This window comes from Pedobacter sp. (assembly GCF_041645105.1).
In the GTDB taxonomy this organism is placed as follows: domain Bacteria; phylum Bacteroidota; class Bacteroidia; order Sphingobacteriales; family Sphingobacteriaceae; genus Pedobacter.
Genome location: NZ_JBAZQQ010000002.1, coordinates 777,965 through 792,298 on the forward strand (window position 1 = coordinate 777,965; position 14,334 = coordinate 792,298).

The window sequence follows — 14,334 nt, forward strand, 5'->3', positions numbered from 1 at the left end:
TTAAGATATGTCTTTAGAGAAATATAAAAAGAAAAGAGATTTCAGTAAAACTGCTGAACCTGATATAGCAAGTAATAAAGTTGCCACTAAAGGTAAAGCAATAAAGGGAACTGAAAAAAACAAAGCTCTTGCTTTCGTAGTACAAAGGCACCATGCATCTCATTTGCACTACGACTTCCGTCTGGAAATGGATGGGGTTCTTAAAAGTTGGGCAGTTCCGAAGGGACCATCCTTAAACCCTGAGGATAAACGCTTGGCAATGATGGTTGAAGATCATCCTTATGATTATCGTAGGTTTGAAGGAGAAATTTCTGCTGGAAATTATGGAGGAGGTGTAGTCAATATATTTGATTCGGGAACTTATACTGCATTGAATGATGGTACTGAAAAGGATTTGAGGCATGGCCTTCATAAAGGGAACTTAAAATTCAAGTTGGATGGAAAAATCTTAAAAGGCGAGTTCGCGCTTGTTAAAATTAACAGTTCAGAGCAAAACGCATGGTTGTTAATTAAGCACAATGATAAATATGCTGTTCATAAGAAGTTCAATATTGAAGATCTAGTTTCTGCTGCTATAAAGAAAAGTGGACTGGATTTTAAAAAAAAAGTTAAAACGGGATCTAGAAGATTAGTAACTGATACAGTTGAAGAACATAATGAAATAGATCAGGCTATTTATAAGCCTATGCTGGCTAAATTATCTGCTGAAGTATTTGATGATCCCAATTGGATTTACGAACATAAACTAGATGGCTATAGGGCCTTGGCTTTTAGTACAGATAAAGGCGAAGTTAAATTGATTTCAAGAAATGGAATTGATTTTAGTAATAAATACCCATCAATTATTAAAGTCTTAAAAAAACTAGAGATGGACGCCGTGATTGATGGAGAATTGATTGTTGAGAATAATCAAGGAAAAAGTAGCTTCCAATTGCTTCAGCATTATGATCATACAAAAGATGGAGTTCCACTCAAATTCTGGGTATTCGATCTATTGTCTTTAAATGGCCATGACCTTCGTGAAATGGAACTAATAAAACGTAAAGAATTATTAAATACGGTTATTAGCAAGTTAGCCAATCCACTGGTGCTTTATAGTAAACATGTTACGGAGAGGGGAAAATTACTTTTTGAACAAGTTAGAAAAGAAGGAGGAGAGGGCATTATCGCAAAAAATGGTGAAAGCCATTATTTCAGTGGTAAACGATCCGAATCCTGGTTGAAATTTAAATTAGAACAATCTCAGGAGGCGATCATTATAGGCTATTCCAGACCAGAAGGTGGACGTCAGTATTTTGGCTCATTGGCCCTGGGGATTTATGACGAGAGTACACTGGTTTACATTGGCAATTGTGGTACAGGATTCAATGAAAAAAGTCTGAAATCAATATATCATCAGCTACAGTCGCTGATTATTAAGCAAAAGCCTGTTGATCAGCAGGTCCATAAAGAGCGCAGTTTTACCTGGGTTAAACCAGAATTGGTATGCGAAGTTACTTATGCTGAATGGACAGCAGATAGACATTTACGTCATCCTGTATTTAAGGGGCTAAGAGCAGATATAAAAAAGGAAAATGTGATTGCAGAAGTACCATTTAACTCAATCGAATCCAAAGAAAAATACAATATGGAAACAGAAAAAGTAGAGCAATTTGGAAAAAAGAAAGTAACGCTAACAAATTTAAATAAAATATACTGGCCTGACGAAAAGATAAGTAAGGGGCAGTTGATCGACTATTATAAGGCAATTGCAACATACATATTACCACATTTAAAAGATAAACCACTATCTCTTAACAGGCACCCAAATGGAATTGCAGCTCCAGGTTTTTTTCAGAAGGATTTGGATACAGATAAAATTCCATCATGGATAAAATCTGCTCCTTTGCATTCCGAAAGTAATGATAAGGATATTGATTATCTGATTTGCAATGACGAGGCTACATTGTTGTGGATGGCAAATTTGGGGTGCATCGAGATTAACCCCTGGCTAAGTACTTATAAAAAACCAGAAGTGCCCTTATATGCAGTGCTAGATCTCGATCCACATGATATAGATTTTAAGGATGTTATTTTGGTGGCTCAAACAGCAAAAAAAATACTGGAAGAAAGAGGCATTACTTCTTTTGTGAAGACTTCCGGCTCTAAGGGATTGCACATTTTTATTCCAATTAGCGGAACTTATGATTATAACATTACGAAGGAATTTATTCATTATATCGGACAACTGGTTTTCGAAGAACATCCAGATCAGACGAGTTTAGAACGTAGCCCTTCAAAGCGTAAAGAGAGAATTTATCTTGATTTTCTACAAAATAGAAAGGGGCAAACAATAGCAGCACCTTATTCAGTCAGACCAAGACCAGGCGCAACAGTATCTGCCCCATTAGATTGGATGGAAGTTAAAGATGGTTTAAGTATTCAACAATTTGACATTTCTAATATGGTACAGCGTGTAAAAGAAAAAGGGGACCTGTGGAAAAACATCAATAAGGTTAAAAATAACCTTAAAAATGCTTTAAAAAAAATCTAGTTGCTGTTACAAATCTAATTTATTATGCACTGAAGTTGCTTGTTTATAATTCCATTCCAGTGTTTTTAAAACTCCTTTTGCAAAGTTTTGGAGTGGGCTATCTCCAGACGTTGCTGCTCCTTTATAAAGATCAAGTGTCTTGATATGGTTTTTTACGATCATCCCCATGTAATGCTTCTCAAATCCTGCAACATCCATTTTTTGTAATTCAGCAAGGTGTGCCTGATCTGCTTCGGGTAATGTAGTCGCTAAGGTTATTTTTTTACTCTCCGCAAGTTTTTTGAGCTTTTCTGTGATTTTGGTATAGTCTTTTACCATCATTTTTGCAAAGTCCTTAACCTTAGGATTTGTTGCTTTTTGTAAAGCTGCTTTGCTAAGTTCAAGTTCTAGTAATCCAATATGGCCAGCATCATTTATAAATTCAGTTGTACCCGCTCCTCGATTAATGCCTGCAGTATCAGTAATCACATCTGCTTTCATGGCAGAGTCAACTGCGGCCGAATGAGCTGCTGACTCTTTAGTGCCGGTATCACGACAGGCTTGAGCCATCAAAAGGCCAAGCAAGGCAATGCTGAGTAAACTTTTTCTTTTCATGATTTAAAATATTAAGTGTTAAGTTTAATAATTACAGTTCAGGAGCAAAAATGTTTTAAAATAGAGTGATTAAATCTCTAATGACTATGGTTTCTCATCCTGGAATTGACTTTTTAGCATAATAGTGTAATAAAGATAACCAAAAGTTACCTATATTTTTTTATCTTACTTATAAGGCTATCTTTGTAAGAATGAATCCGTATAAGCAATTAAATATACTATCCGATGATCAATCTGCAGTACAGCTGCAGGTGGCTAAGGCTATATTTAATCGTTTTCTATCCCTTCAATCCGAATTAGGGGATGCTTTTCTTAAAAGCAGCAAAGACTTTATTAATTAGGCCCCACCTTTTTTCAAAGGTACGGGGTAAAATCTGCTAATTATACTTTCAGTTGGTTGTCCTGCGGCTTATTGCTGTGCAGGCTTTAATTATTTCACATTTAATTTTAGCTATGTCAGATCATATTACATTTTCTCTTATTCTTATTGCTGTAGCTTTTGTAATCCTCCTGATCAAAAACTACAGAAAATGGAATACAAATAGAGGAGAACGTTTAGATACTTTCTCTACACAAATCGCTTCAAGCAATCGAATGAAGCTTTCTATAACAGATCATTTTCAGAAGAAAACATTAGGTTTTGATGAACATAAAAATAAGATGCTCTACATAGACCTAGGAAATAATATTGTACAGGTTATCGACATGAACGATGTTGGCAATTTTAAACTCATTAAAAAGCAGGTAAGTATCCAACTTGAACTGAACTATCAGGATCAGGAAAAGCCCCCATTAACCATTACATTTTATAATAAGTTCCGAGACTATAAATGGATGAGAAGTAAACTGGAAAAAAAGGCAGTTTATTGGGAATCACTAATGAACCGGGTACTGACAGACAGAATAAAACAAATCACTTATTAATTAAATATTATGACTACATCAATCGTATTATCAACAGGTATATTTGACCTTTTAAAAGATCACATCAGAAGAAGGCAATTAAGCAAGTATAATCAGGAAAAACTTGAACTTGAGCTTAAAAATGCTACACAGATTCTGAATAAAGATATTCCGGAAAACGTAGTAACAGTAAACACAAAAGTGCGTGTTAGGGAATTGGAATCAGGTGAGGAGTTTACGCACATTATTCTTCCTCCGGCAAAAGCAAGAAGAAAGCATAACACTATTTCTATTTTATCTCCAATTGGTGTAGCGATTGTTGGTTATCCTCAAGGTGCTGAGCTAAAATGGGAGATGGGAGATGGTATAAAATCTTACAGAATAGAAGAAGTAACAAGACTGTAATAAGTGCTTCTACTTATTAGTGTTTTTATTAAAAATAGCGTGCCGATTTGTTCTCGGTGCGCTATTTACATCGCTGATTTTACGATATTTCCTAGCCGTTTTAGATCAAAATCTATGTCTTCGTTCCATTCTTGACCATAATTCAATCTCATACAGTTATTGTACTGATTGTGTAGCGAAAACATCCTGCCAGGTGCAAAACTTATTTTCTGTTTAATAGCAATATCGAACAGCTTCGCAGTATCAATTTTTTTATCCAGCTCAAGCCATAACATAAAACCGCCCTGAGGTTGAGAAATTTTAGTGTTATGTGGGAAGTAATCTTCAATCGCTCCCTGGAATTTCAGGCAACTCATATACAGTTTTGTCCTTATCATCCGTAAGTGATGATCATATCTTCCGTGCTCTAAAAAGTCGGCAATCACCTCCTGATACAAGCTGGGTGTAGATATTGTCTGTAAAAGTTTCTGCCTGATGATTTTATCTTTAAATTTTCCTGGTGCTACCCATCCCACCCGATACCCGGGAGCCAGCGTTTTAGAAACCGATCCGCACCACATTACAATACCGGCTTCATCAAAAGCTTTGCAGGGTTTTGGACGTGTAGCTCCAAAGAAGAGGTTCCCGTAAAGGTCGTCTTCAATTAAGGGTATATTATATTCTGTGAGCATTCTCACCAGCTCTTTTTTGTGCTCATCTGGCATTAGACAGCCCAGTGGATTACTGAAGTTACTAATAAAACAACAGGCTTTGAGCTTTGGTAAAACCTTTTTAAGCGCTTCAAGATCAATACCAGTTAAGGGGTTGTTGGGGATTTCTATAACATTAAGTCCCATTGATCTGGCCATTTGAAGAATGCCAAAGTATACAGGTGTTTCTACTGCAATTGTATCTCCACGTTGTGTTACCGCTATAAGACAATTGTAAAGGGCATTCATAGTACCTGAAGTGGTAACTATATCATCTTCGGTAAGTTTGCCTTCTAATACCAGAGACCATTTAGCAACTGTTCTTCTAAGATTGATACTTCCCTGAACTGGCTCATAACTAGTACCACCGTCATTGAGCTTTTGTACAACGGCAATAATACCTTTGTTCAGTTTTGCAATTGGTAAAAGACTTTTGTCTGGAACACCAAGAGAAAATTGTCTGATATCTTTATTTTCCAGCGTATTAAATACTTTGCTAATGAGATCTTCCGGATGTTTTTCATCTCCCGAAGACTTAAGTCTGCTAACCGTTGGTAGTGAAAATTTTCGTCGCGAAGTCTTACTTACAAAATATCCGGACTTTGGCCTTGCTTCAATTAGTGACTTGCTTTCTAGCTCTAAAAATGCTTGTTTGGCAGTGTTAATGCTTACATTATAGATTTTTTGAATACTTCGAATGGAAGGGAGCTTATCACCTAGCTTTAAAGTTTCACTATCTATTTGTTCTTCAATTACTTTTGCGATTTTTAAATATAGTGCTTCCTTCTTCATTTAATTTTATTTCTATAGGCTACCAACATTTATCAACAGTATTGTTATGAGCAGTTATTTAACCATGTTACCAACCTATCAGTAGCATTTTTAATCTTTTTTACAGCCTCCGGACCGGTGTCGAAACTTGAATAGACAGTGCTTTTAGCTAATTCTTCAAGGGATGTTTGAGTATTTGATTGACAAATTCCATTTTTATAGTATGATGTGATTTCAACTTCTTCTGATTCATTACATTTTGCAGATGCAAATCCTATCAATTTATTACTATGTTCTGCAATAGCCAAGGGTAAACCAAATTGCGTTGTTAATTTATCCGTAGAAAGGTTTGATCTTGTCTCCTGATAAATATCTAGGACGGCTTTTAGGTCAGACAAATATACTTTTCGAAAGGTGATTTCATCTGTTTTTTTTGTAAATCCATTCATAACTCTAAATCTTGATCAGCAAAGTTAGGAAAGTGATAGTATTGGTTACAGATACAGAAAAGTTATTTTTTTAGGGTACAGATTGAATTGATGAAATTTAGACAATTGATATTATAAAAGATTTGATGCCTAAAAAACTACGGCCATAAATTATGGCATTTTGCAGACTGTGAAATTCAGTAGAAAAAGTCAGATTTGTCCTAACAACATATATTGAATTACAATTTAAAATTGAGTTTATGAACTTTCAGCAATATCAAGATCACTTTCAGAAAATTCTTTCCAATCCAAACCCACCTGCACCTTACGACAATGCAGACTATTTGGATTATGCAAAATTAAACTGGTCGCGCCAACAACGCTGGTTAAAAACAGCTGTGATAGATCCTGTTTTAGCTCAAACTATTGCTGATATCAAAGCACCACAAGAGTGGATTATCATTACTGAGCCATGGTGTGGAGATGCTTCTCATATTGTCCCTTTTATTCATAAAATAGCGGAGCTGAATCCCTTAATTACTGCAACCTATCAGTTAAGAGACACAGAACCTTTTTTGATTAATCAATATCTTACCAATGGTGGCAAGGCTATTCCTAAACTAATTGTTAGAGATGAGGTGGGAAAAGATCTATTGAACTGGGGACCAAGGCCAGCTGAATGCCAGGTTATATATACTGAATTAACAGCCTTAAAGGCCGATTTCGAAACTATCAAAATTGAACTCCAAAAATGGTATAATCAGGATAAGGGGAAAAGCCTTCAGCAAGAATTGAACGATGGACTGAACTAATTAATTTTCTTGTTTAGTTTCATAGATATTATTTGTATTTTTTTCTGTCATTTATTTAGATTTGTTGTATAGCCATTTTGAACATAAGAATGGTAATGGTTAATAAATACCTATAGACGTAATAGTATGAAAAGCAATAAAAAGGAATTATTACCAGAGCAACGTGAAGAATTACTCAAAACGTTGAAAGAGCGTTTTCAAAAAAATATGAGTCGTCATGAAGGAATTGACTGGACAAAGGTACAGACGAAATTAGAAGCTAACACAGAAAAACTATGGTCGCTCGATGATATGGAAGTGACTGGTGGTGAGCCTGATGTTGTTGGTTATGATAAGAAGTCTGATGAATATATATTTTATGATTGTTCGATAGAGAGTCCTAAAGGGCGCAGAAGCTATTGTTATGATCGTGCAGCCTTAGATTCCAGGAAAGAACATAAACCTGCAAATAGTGCAATGGATGCAGCAGCTGCAATGGGAGTAGAGCTTTTAACAGAGGAAGAGTATAGAGAATTACAAAAACTAGGCAAATTTGATATGAAAACCTCTAGCTGGGTAAAAACACCAGACAATATTAGAAAACTAGGAGGAGCTATTTTTTGTGATTACCGTTATGGAACAGTCTTTATGTATCATAATGGCGCTGAGTCTTATTACGCCGCAAGAGGATTTAGGGGAGTGTTAAGGGTGTGATTTAATTTAATTCCAACACTTAATTTCGCTCCATTCCTAAAAAAATCGAACTCATGAGATATTGCTCTTTACTATTTTTTCTAATTATCCATATTGTATGCCGCGCTCAACAAGATAAAAGGAAAGAAGTAGTCTCTTTCAAAGACGCTTATAAACGTACCTATAATGTCACAAAGCTTTCTGGAGAAAAACCACGGATGGATGGTAAACTGGATGAAGATATATGGCAGAACAAAGGTGAATGGTCTGAAAAATTTTCGCAGGTTATTCCTTTTGAACGTGTGCATACAGGATCATGGACGCGAATGAAGATCTTTTACGACGATGACAATATTTATGTAGGCGTTTATTGCAAAGATGATCATCCAGAGAACATGAATGCTTTTATTGGCAATAGAGACGATAATAGTAATGGTGATCTGATCAGCATTGCATTTGATACTTATCATGATTACCGCGTTGCACCAGAATTTAATATCAATTTAGGAGGAAATAAGACAGATCTTACTGTTACCGATAAACTTTCAGTAAATCTTAGTTGGAACGCTGTATGGGAGGGACGGACACATATTAACCTACCAGATTCTTCCTGGACAGCAGAACTTCGAATTCCTTTCAGTCAGCTGAGGTATAACCAGAAAAATACAGATGGAATCTGGGGCTTACATGTTAGACGCATTATCCGTAAAAATAACGAGGTCCAGAATTGGAGTCTGATCCCTATAAAGAATAATGGCCATGTTTTTTCTTTTGGAGAGATGCATGGCATGAACGATTTGCCCAAGCCTAAGGGAATAGAGTTCTTGCCTCATGTGAAGAGCAAATATATTAATGAACCTAAAATACCTAATAGCCCTTTTCAGAAAGGAAGTAGTTGGACAGGAGGTGCTGGATTAGATGTAAAAGCAGCAATAAGCGATTTTACACTTGATTTAACAGTCAACCCCGATTATGGTCAGGTGGAACTCGATCCATCTGTAATGAATTTATCTGCATATGAAATATTTTACGATGAAAAAAGGCCTTTCTTCCTTGAGGGAAAGCACATTTTAGAGTTCAATAATAATGAGGATGGGATGATGTTCTATTCTCGGAGAATAGGTGCTATGCCTACTTATAAACCTCGGGGTATAAACAATGTTGAAAATTTTGCTGGTTCTCCGAGTTTTATACCCATCATTGGGGCTTTAAAGCTGACAGGTACAAATAGAAAAGGAGTAACGATTGGTCTTTTGGAGAGTGTTACCGCTCAAACATCGTCGAAGGTGAGTCGTAATGGGGTATTTGATAGAGAGGTGACTGAGCCTTTAACGAATTATACAGTAGCACGTGTTCAGAAAAATTGGGAAGGAAATACTTTGTTGGGGGCTATGGTCACCTCTGTAAATCGAAGTCTCGGAAAAGATCATTTAAGGGAGTCGATGATTGATAATGCATTTACAACAGGAATAGACTTTACGCAATATTTTGTAAATCGTTTGTACTATATAGATGCCAAAACTATGTTTAGCACTCTACATGGTTCTCCGCAGGCTGTATTAGATAAGAAGATGAATGCGACACATTATTTTCATAGGGAATCAGGAGCTGATTATCTGAACCTTGATCCCAATAAAAATTCGTTGCAAGGCACAGGGGGATATATAAAAGTGGGTAAGAAAGGAAATGCACAATGGAATTTTTCGCAGACTTTAAGTTGGTCATCACCTGGATTCGATTTAAATGACGTGGGCTACCTTAGGGAATCTGATTTTAAGTCTAACGAAACTGAGGTTGTACTTAGAAAAACAGATCCATGGGGACCTTTCAGGTTTGCGGGGATTAATCTGACTCAGAAAAATGTTTGGAACTTTGGAGGAAAGCCAACAAATAATGGTGTTGCCCTTCGGTTCCGCAGTTTGACCATTAAACGTCGTTTTGAAATGGATGTTAAAGAAACATACAATTGGAATACTGTGGATAGTCGCAGGCTAAGAGGGGGTTCAGATATGAGATATAATTCAAATTTTCAAACTAATGTAGCTTTTAGTACTGATCGTGCTAAAAAAGTGGTTTTCAAATTGAATTATGATGGCAGACATTTTTTAGATCAGGAAACTGGTTACAATGAAATACGTCCTAGCATGATTTTCCGTTTAGGAAATCACTTTCTTGTGACAGGACAACTTAACTATGCCTGGAATAAAGACGATCTGCAGTATGTAAATACTATCGCCCCATCAGGTGCGGAGACAGATAATGCAGCATATATTATGGGACGGATGAAGCAGGAGACTTATGGACTGACTTTGAATTTGCAGATGAATATTACACCAGATTTTTCAATCCAATATTATGGCTCTCCTTTCACCTCTATTGCTAAATACGACAAGTTTAAATTATCAGCAGATACACGATCACGTAATTTTACAGAACGCTTTTTTGAATTTAATAATAATGAGATCAGTTACAATGCTGGCAATTATATTGTTGATATAGATGGCAATGCAATGTCTTTCAAAGACCCTAACTTTAGCTTTAATGAATTCCGTTCTAACCTCGTTGCACGCTGGGAATTTTTACCTGGTTCTACCATGCACATTGTTTGGGAGAATACCCGATCTAATCGAGATAATATCTATTATCCGGGTTGGGGTAGTAATTTAGATAGAATATTTGGATTGTCGGCCACCAATACTTTTATGATGAAGATCAATTATTGGTTCAGTTTGTAAGGCTTTTTTTTTGTATTAAACATAGTTACGTTGTTATTTTAACAACGCTATTTTTTTGAGTTGAGCAAGAAACTGTCTGCCAATGGGTATTTCTATTTTATCAATTTCAACATCATGATTGGTAAAAGCTGTAATTCTGTCAATTGAAATAATGAAAGATCTGTGAACTCTCATGAACTGATGCTGAGGTAATACTGATTCTAATGAACTTAGCGATTGTTTAACTAAAAGAGGGGTATCCAGGTGACGGTATATTTTGACATAAGTCCTGATACTTTCAATGTATAGGATGTTTTCCAGGCTTATTTTTACCATTTTTCCATTGCATCTTAAAAATAGGTGATCTCCCCAGGGCAGGTGATTCTTTCTTTCTAAATCTTGGGGATAAGTATTAATTGCTTTATTAACTGCCATTAAAAACCTTTCCAGTGTCACTGGTTTTAGTAAGTAATCTACAGCACCCAATTTAAAGGCTTCCACAGCAAATTCCTGATGCGAAGTGATAAAGATAACTTTAGGAAGATGATTTAAAGTTCTGATAAAACTAGTACCTAAAAGCTCTGGCATCTCTATATCTAGAAAGATTAGGTCAATTCTTTCAGTCTTAATATACTCCATAGCTTTAAAAGCACTATTGCATGTGGCTACAACTTCGAGTTGTTCAACCATTTTACTATACTTTTCAATGGTCTTTAAGGAAAGTTGTTCGTCATCCACAATTAAGCATTTCCATATCATATTACTTGCAATTGATATCTCATTTTCTGATGTATTAATGCAGTACAGTTTAATCTGAATTGCGGCAAATTAAACAATGGGGGATGACTGTTTATAACATAAATATACACGTTATTGTTTATTTTTTTAATTATTGGTTATGAATTGCACATTCTTGTATACCAACTACCTCTATTTGATCATAAAGCAGTTTATAAACTTATTAGTGTTGTATGAAGTCCAGACTTTGTTGTGTATACACGATTGATTTACAGGATTAAAAACTTATTTATATTTAATTGGTAATTAATTCATTGTGCAATGAAAAAGCAATTATTAATGTTATTATTCAGCGGATTTGTATCCCTGCTGGGGATGAATAGCATATCTGCGCAAATAAGCCTTCCTGAGGTGACAATTAGTGGTAATTTAAGTAAGACAGTCGTCAATGACCAAGTTACTTCATCTTTTAGTCGTTTATTTAAAGATGCAGAAGCCCCGCAATGGTTTGAAGTAAATAAAAGGTATGTGGTAAATTTTATTTATAACGATCAACGAAATAGGGCCGTATTTACTAAAGGTGGTCAAATGGTATACCATCTGATTTATGCAAATGAAAATGAAATGCCTACTGACATTAGGTCAATTGTAAAAAGTAAATATTACGATTACGCGATCATTTCTACAATTATGGTGAATCAGGATGGCAGGAATATCTGGGTTATTAATGTTGAAGATAAGGCTAAGATCTTAGTGCTGAGAGTTGAAGGAGCTGAAATGAGTATAATTGATACTATCAAGAAAACATAGCTGAATCATATTGGATTTAGAAGAGCCTTAGATCGTATGGTTTAAGGTTTTTTGTAATCTTCCGCAAGTTGTAATTGCTATGATTGAGATCTAAGATGTTACTAAATCTAAGCTGACAAAGAAATTGGTTCCTTTATTCAATTCACTTTCAACCCAGATTTTTCCATTCTGTAACTCAACATAGGTTTTAGTTAGTTTTAATCCTAAACCAACACCTTTTTCTTTATTCGTTCCATAAGTAGCATTACTCTTTAAAGAAAATATGAATGGCAGCTGATCCTCAGAAATACCAATGCCATCATCCTTTATGGATAAGATGCATTTGTCTTCCAGGCTAGATGTGCTGAGTTTGACTGTTCCGCCTGGTAAAGAAAATTTTATGGCGTTGTTTAATAGATTCCTGACAATGAGCTGCAGCATATCAGGATCTGCAATTACCTTAAGGTCTTTCTCTGCCAGGAAAATTAGATTGATTTCTTTCTCCTGTGCTATGCTTTTTTGTAAGCTGACAGTATGTTTCAGGGTCTCATAAATAGAGATTGAACTGAGATTTACCTTAACTTCGTCCATTTGATCTTTGGCCCATGATAATATATTCTGGAGCATTTCAGAGGTTTGCCTGGTAGATGATAGCAGTTGCTTTTCGATTTCAATTTTCTCTTCATTGCTGATATCAATTTCATTCAGCAGAGATAGATGGCTCTCTATAGATGAAAGTGGTGAATTAAGATCATGAGCAACAATTGAAAATAATCTGTTTTTAGTTTGGTTGCTATTTTCTAAAGCAACAAGGCGTTTTTTTGCCAGTTCTTTCTCCCGATTGTAGTTCTTTTTTATATAAATGGTAATGATGGACATTAGAATGACCACTTCAAAAAATGTTTGTGCGGTATCTATAAGCTTATGTTGCTTATCAACATAAATTGTTTTTACCATTTCAGGATGCAAATATTCTATGGTTAAAAGGATGGCGAGGAAAATGATGTTTAGTGGTATCCATATCCAGAATTGTTTTTTTGGGGTGACTACACTGAGGATAAAAATGATAATGATAAATGTAAACAGGTTGACCCCATTGGATCCATCTGCTGCAAAATAAGTTCCTCCACACAATAGGTTAAACGTAATGGCAAATATTCCAATAGCGATGTTTAATTTATCCTTATATCGCGACAAATAATAACCAAAGAGCAAAACGGCAATTAAAGGAAACATTAGATAACCATATAAATCTAAGCCAAGTGCAAAATTTATGATGGCATTTATGGATGCAACAATAGTTGCAAAAATACTTACAGAGTTAAAAATGCGCGATTCTATGGAATAACGCAATTCATCTCCAATTAATGCAGACCAATGTTTTATTATCTGGTTTGGGAACTTCAATTTAAATCGAGCTGAATTCAAATATAGAAATAATTTGACTTTGGGGAATGTATGCAAGCAAAATGGATGTAGAAGTATTGTAATCTTTGTAAATAGAAAAAAGAGAAAGTCAAGAATTAAAACCGATAAAAAGAAAGCGGGAATGATCTCCGACCATTCCCGCTTCATCTAAATTAACGCTCTCACATATAAAGACGTTAATTGAGGAGAGATATTGTGTTAACTCAATAAAAAAATAAAATTTTTATTGTTTACTTGTTTCAAGGTGCCATTTTGGCTCCTTGAATTTACATTATGGAGTGCCGCCAAATTGCTACAGTTTTATAATTATAACTTATTGATTTAAAGTTATTTGTTGGTGCTGCTCACTAAAATTCTTCGAAACTGTCTCTTTCCCTGATTTCCTCTCCTGTTAAAATAACCTGAAGTGTGTCTTTATCAATTGCGAAGTTCACATTTATAAAATTATCTAATTCTGTTTCCGTTAATTCACATCCGCTAAATTCTGTGGCATTGTAGTTTATTTTGAATGTGCCTTGAAGTTCAGCACCAAAAATAAGATCGGTTATTTTAAATATGGATACTTTATATCTGCCCGGCAGGTAATTGTCGATAAGGTAACTAATTTCAGTTTTGTGATTACTTAAATCCTCTTTCAGAATTTTTGGTGCATTAGAGGGTTGATCAACAATAGCTTGAATAATGTTATTTGATATAGAGAATTTTTCTAATGGAATCTTCATAAGCACTAAGTTAATAAACTAAGATAGTAATCACGTTTTTGCTATTTCAGTAACCTTGTATCTTCAATAAAAAAGTAACTAAGATAAAATACAAGAAACAAATTCTTAATCAGTTAAATGAAACATGAAATGATCA

At 35.2% G+C, this 14,334-nt stretch carries 13 protein-coding genes; 7 read left to right on the top strand and 6 right to left on the bottom strand.

All coding sequences use genetic code 11. The features are described from left to right. Positions 1-7: 7 nt before the first annotated feature. Positions 8-2,533, top strand: a complete 2,526-nt coding sequence (ligD, locus tag WC623_RS09560; RefSeq protein ID WP_372850337.1) for a DNA ligase D — start codon at positions 8-10, stop codon at positions 2,531-2,533. A 6-nt stretch (positions 2,534-2,539) separates the two neighbouring features. Here the strand turns inward: ligD and WC623_RS09565 are convergent, their stop codons facing one another. Further along, complete coding sequence (locus WC623_RS09565) at positions 2,540-3,127, bottom strand: DUF4142 domain-containing protein (protein ID WP_372850339.1); 588 nt, start codon at positions 3,125-3,127, stop codon at positions 2,540-2,542. A gap of 453 nt (positions 3,128-3,580) precedes the next feature. On the opposite strand from WC623_RS09565, the gene WC623_RS09570 reads away from it, so the two are divergent. Together WC623_RS09570 and WC623_RS09575 are read left to right on the top strand one after the other, a co-directional pair. Next, positions 3,581-4,051, top strand: a complete 471-nt coding sequence (locus WC623_RS09570; protein ID WP_372850341.1) for a hypothetical protein — start codon at positions 3,581-3,583, stop codon at positions 4,049-4,051. 9 nt (positions 4,052-4,060) lie between these two features. Then, positions 4,061-4,435, top strand: a complete 375-nt coding sequence (locus tag WC623_RS09575; RefSeq protein ID WP_372850343.1) for a GreA/GreB family elongation factor — start codon at positions 4,061-4,063, stop codon at positions 4,433-4,435. Between the two features lie 65 nt (positions 4,436-4,500). Here the strand turns inward: WC623_RS09575 and WC623_RS09580 are convergent, their stop codons facing one another. Together WC623_RS09580 and WC623_RS09585 are read right to left on the bottom strand one after the other, a co-directional pair. Further along, positions 4,501-5,916 carry a PLP-dependent aminotransferase family protein gene (locus WC623_RS09580; RefSeq protein ID WP_372850345.1) on the bottom strand — a complete coding sequence of 472 codons (1,416 nt, stop codon included), beginning with the start codon at positions 5,914-5,916 and terminating at the stop codon, positions 4,501-4,503. Between the two features lie 44 nt (positions 5,917-5,960). Next, positions 5,961-6,344: a hypothetical protein gene (locus WC623_RS09585; RefSeq protein ID WP_372850347.1), complete on the bottom strand. Its 384-nt coding sequence runs from the start codon at positions 6,342-6,344 to the stop codon at positions 5,961-5,963. Between the two features lie 239 nt (positions 6,345-6,583). On the opposite strand from WC623_RS09585, the gene WC623_RS09590 reads away from it, so the two are divergent. The 3 genes from WC623_RS09590 (at position 6,584) to WC623_RS09600 (ending at position 10,542) form a co-directional block, all read left to right on the top strand. Further along, positions 6,584-7,135 carry a thioredoxin family protein gene (locus WC623_RS09590; RefSeq protein ID WP_372850349.1) on the top strand — a complete coding sequence of 184 codons (552 nt, stop codon included), beginning with the start codon at positions 6,584-6,586 and terminating at the stop codon, positions 7,133-7,135. A gap of 126 nt (positions 7,136-7,261) precedes the next feature. Then, complete coding sequence (locus WC623_RS09595; RefSeq protein WP_372850351.1) at positions 7,262-7,828, top strand: DUF4256 domain-containing protein; 567 nt, start codon at positions 7,262-7,264, stop codon at positions 7,826-7,828. A 53-nt stretch (positions 7,829-7,881) separates the two neighbouring features. Then, positions 7,882-10,542 (top strand): DUF5916 domain-containing protein, encoded by a 2,661-nt coding sequence (locus WC623_RS09600; RefSeq protein ID WP_372850353.1) that lies wholly within the window; start codon positions 7,882-7,884, stop codon positions 10,540-10,542. A 33-nt stretch (positions 10,543-10,575) separates the two neighbouring features. On the opposite strand, the gene WC623_RS09605 is transcribed toward WC623_RS09600, so the two are convergent. Next, positions 10,576-11,280, bottom strand: coding sequence for a LytR/AlgR family response regulator transcription factor (locus WC623_RS09605; RefSeq protein ID WP_372850355.1), 705 nt, complete (start codon positions 11,278-11,280; stop codon positions 10,576-10,578). A gap of 300 nt (positions 11,281-11,580) precedes the next feature. Here WC623_RS09605 and WC623_RS09610 point away from each other — a divergent pair, with 300 nt between their 5' ends. Then, a complete protein-coding gene (locus WC623_RS09610; RefSeq protein WP_372850357.1) occupies positions 11,581-12,069 on the top strand; it encodes a hypothetical protein in 489 nt (162 codons plus the stop codon). Positions 12,070-12,159: 90 nt separating this feature from the next. On the opposite strand, the gene WC623_RS09615 is transcribed toward WC623_RS09610, so the two are convergent. After that, positions 12,160-13,455 (bottom strand): sensor histidine kinase, encoded by a 1,296-nt coding sequence (locus WC623_RS09615; RefSeq protein WP_372850359.1) that lies wholly within the window; start codon positions 13,453-13,455, stop codon positions 12,160-12,162. 368 nt (positions 13,456-13,823) lie between these two features. Beyond that, positions 13,824-14,198 (bottom strand): hypothetical protein, encoded by a 375-nt coding sequence (locus tag WC623_RS09620; protein WP_372850361.1) that lies wholly within the window; start codon positions 14,196-14,198, stop codon positions 13,824-13,826. Between the last annotated feature and the right edge of the window lie 136 nt (positions 14,199-14,334).

Coding starts and splice junctions, on each gene's coding strand:
- WC623_RS09580 (WP_372850345.1), bottom strand. CDS start 5,916: ATGAAGAAGGAAGCACTATATTTAAAAATCGCAAAAGTAATTGAAGAA.
- WC623_RS09600 (WP_372850353.1), top strand. CDS start 7,882: ATGAGATATTGCTCTTTACTATTTTTTCTAATTATCCATATTGTATGC.
- WC623_RS09570 (WP_372850341.1), top strand. CDS start 3,581: ATGTCAGATCATATTACATTTTCTCTTATTCTTATTGCTGTAGCTTTT.
- WC623_RS09585 (WP_372850347.1), bottom strand. CDS start 6,344: ATGAATGGATTTACAAAAAAAACAGATGAAATCACCTTTCGAAAAGTA.
- WC623_RS09610 (WP_372850357.1), top strand. CDS start 11,581: ATGAAAAAGCAATTATTAATGTTATTATTCAGCGGATTTGTATCCCTG.
- WC623_RS09595 (WP_372850351.1), top strand. CDS start 7,262: ATGAAAAGCAATAAAAAGGAATTATTACCAGAGCAACGTGAAGAATTA.
- WC623_RS09590 (WP_372850349.1), top strand. CDS start 6,584: ATGAACTTTCAGCAATATCAAGATCACTTTCAGAAAATTCTTTCCAAT.
- WC623_RS09565 (WP_372850339.1), bottom strand. CDS start 3,127: ATGAAAAGAAAAAGTTTACTCAGCATTGCCTTGCTTGGCCTTTTGATG.
- WC623_RS09620 (WP_372850361.1), bottom strand. CDS start 14,198: ATGAAGATTCCATTAGAAAAATTCTCTATATCAAATAACATTATTCAA.
- WC623_RS09605 (WP_372850355.1), bottom strand. CDS start 11,280: ATGATATGGAAATGCTTAATTGTGGATGACGAACAACTTTCCTTAAAG.
- ligD (WP_372850337.1), top strand. CDS start 8: ATGTCTTTAGAGAAATATAAAAAGAAAAGAGATTTCAGTAAAACTGCT.
- WC623_RS09575 (WP_372850343.1), top strand. CDS start 4,061: ATGACTACATCAATCGTATTATCAACAGGTATATTTGACCTTTTAAAA.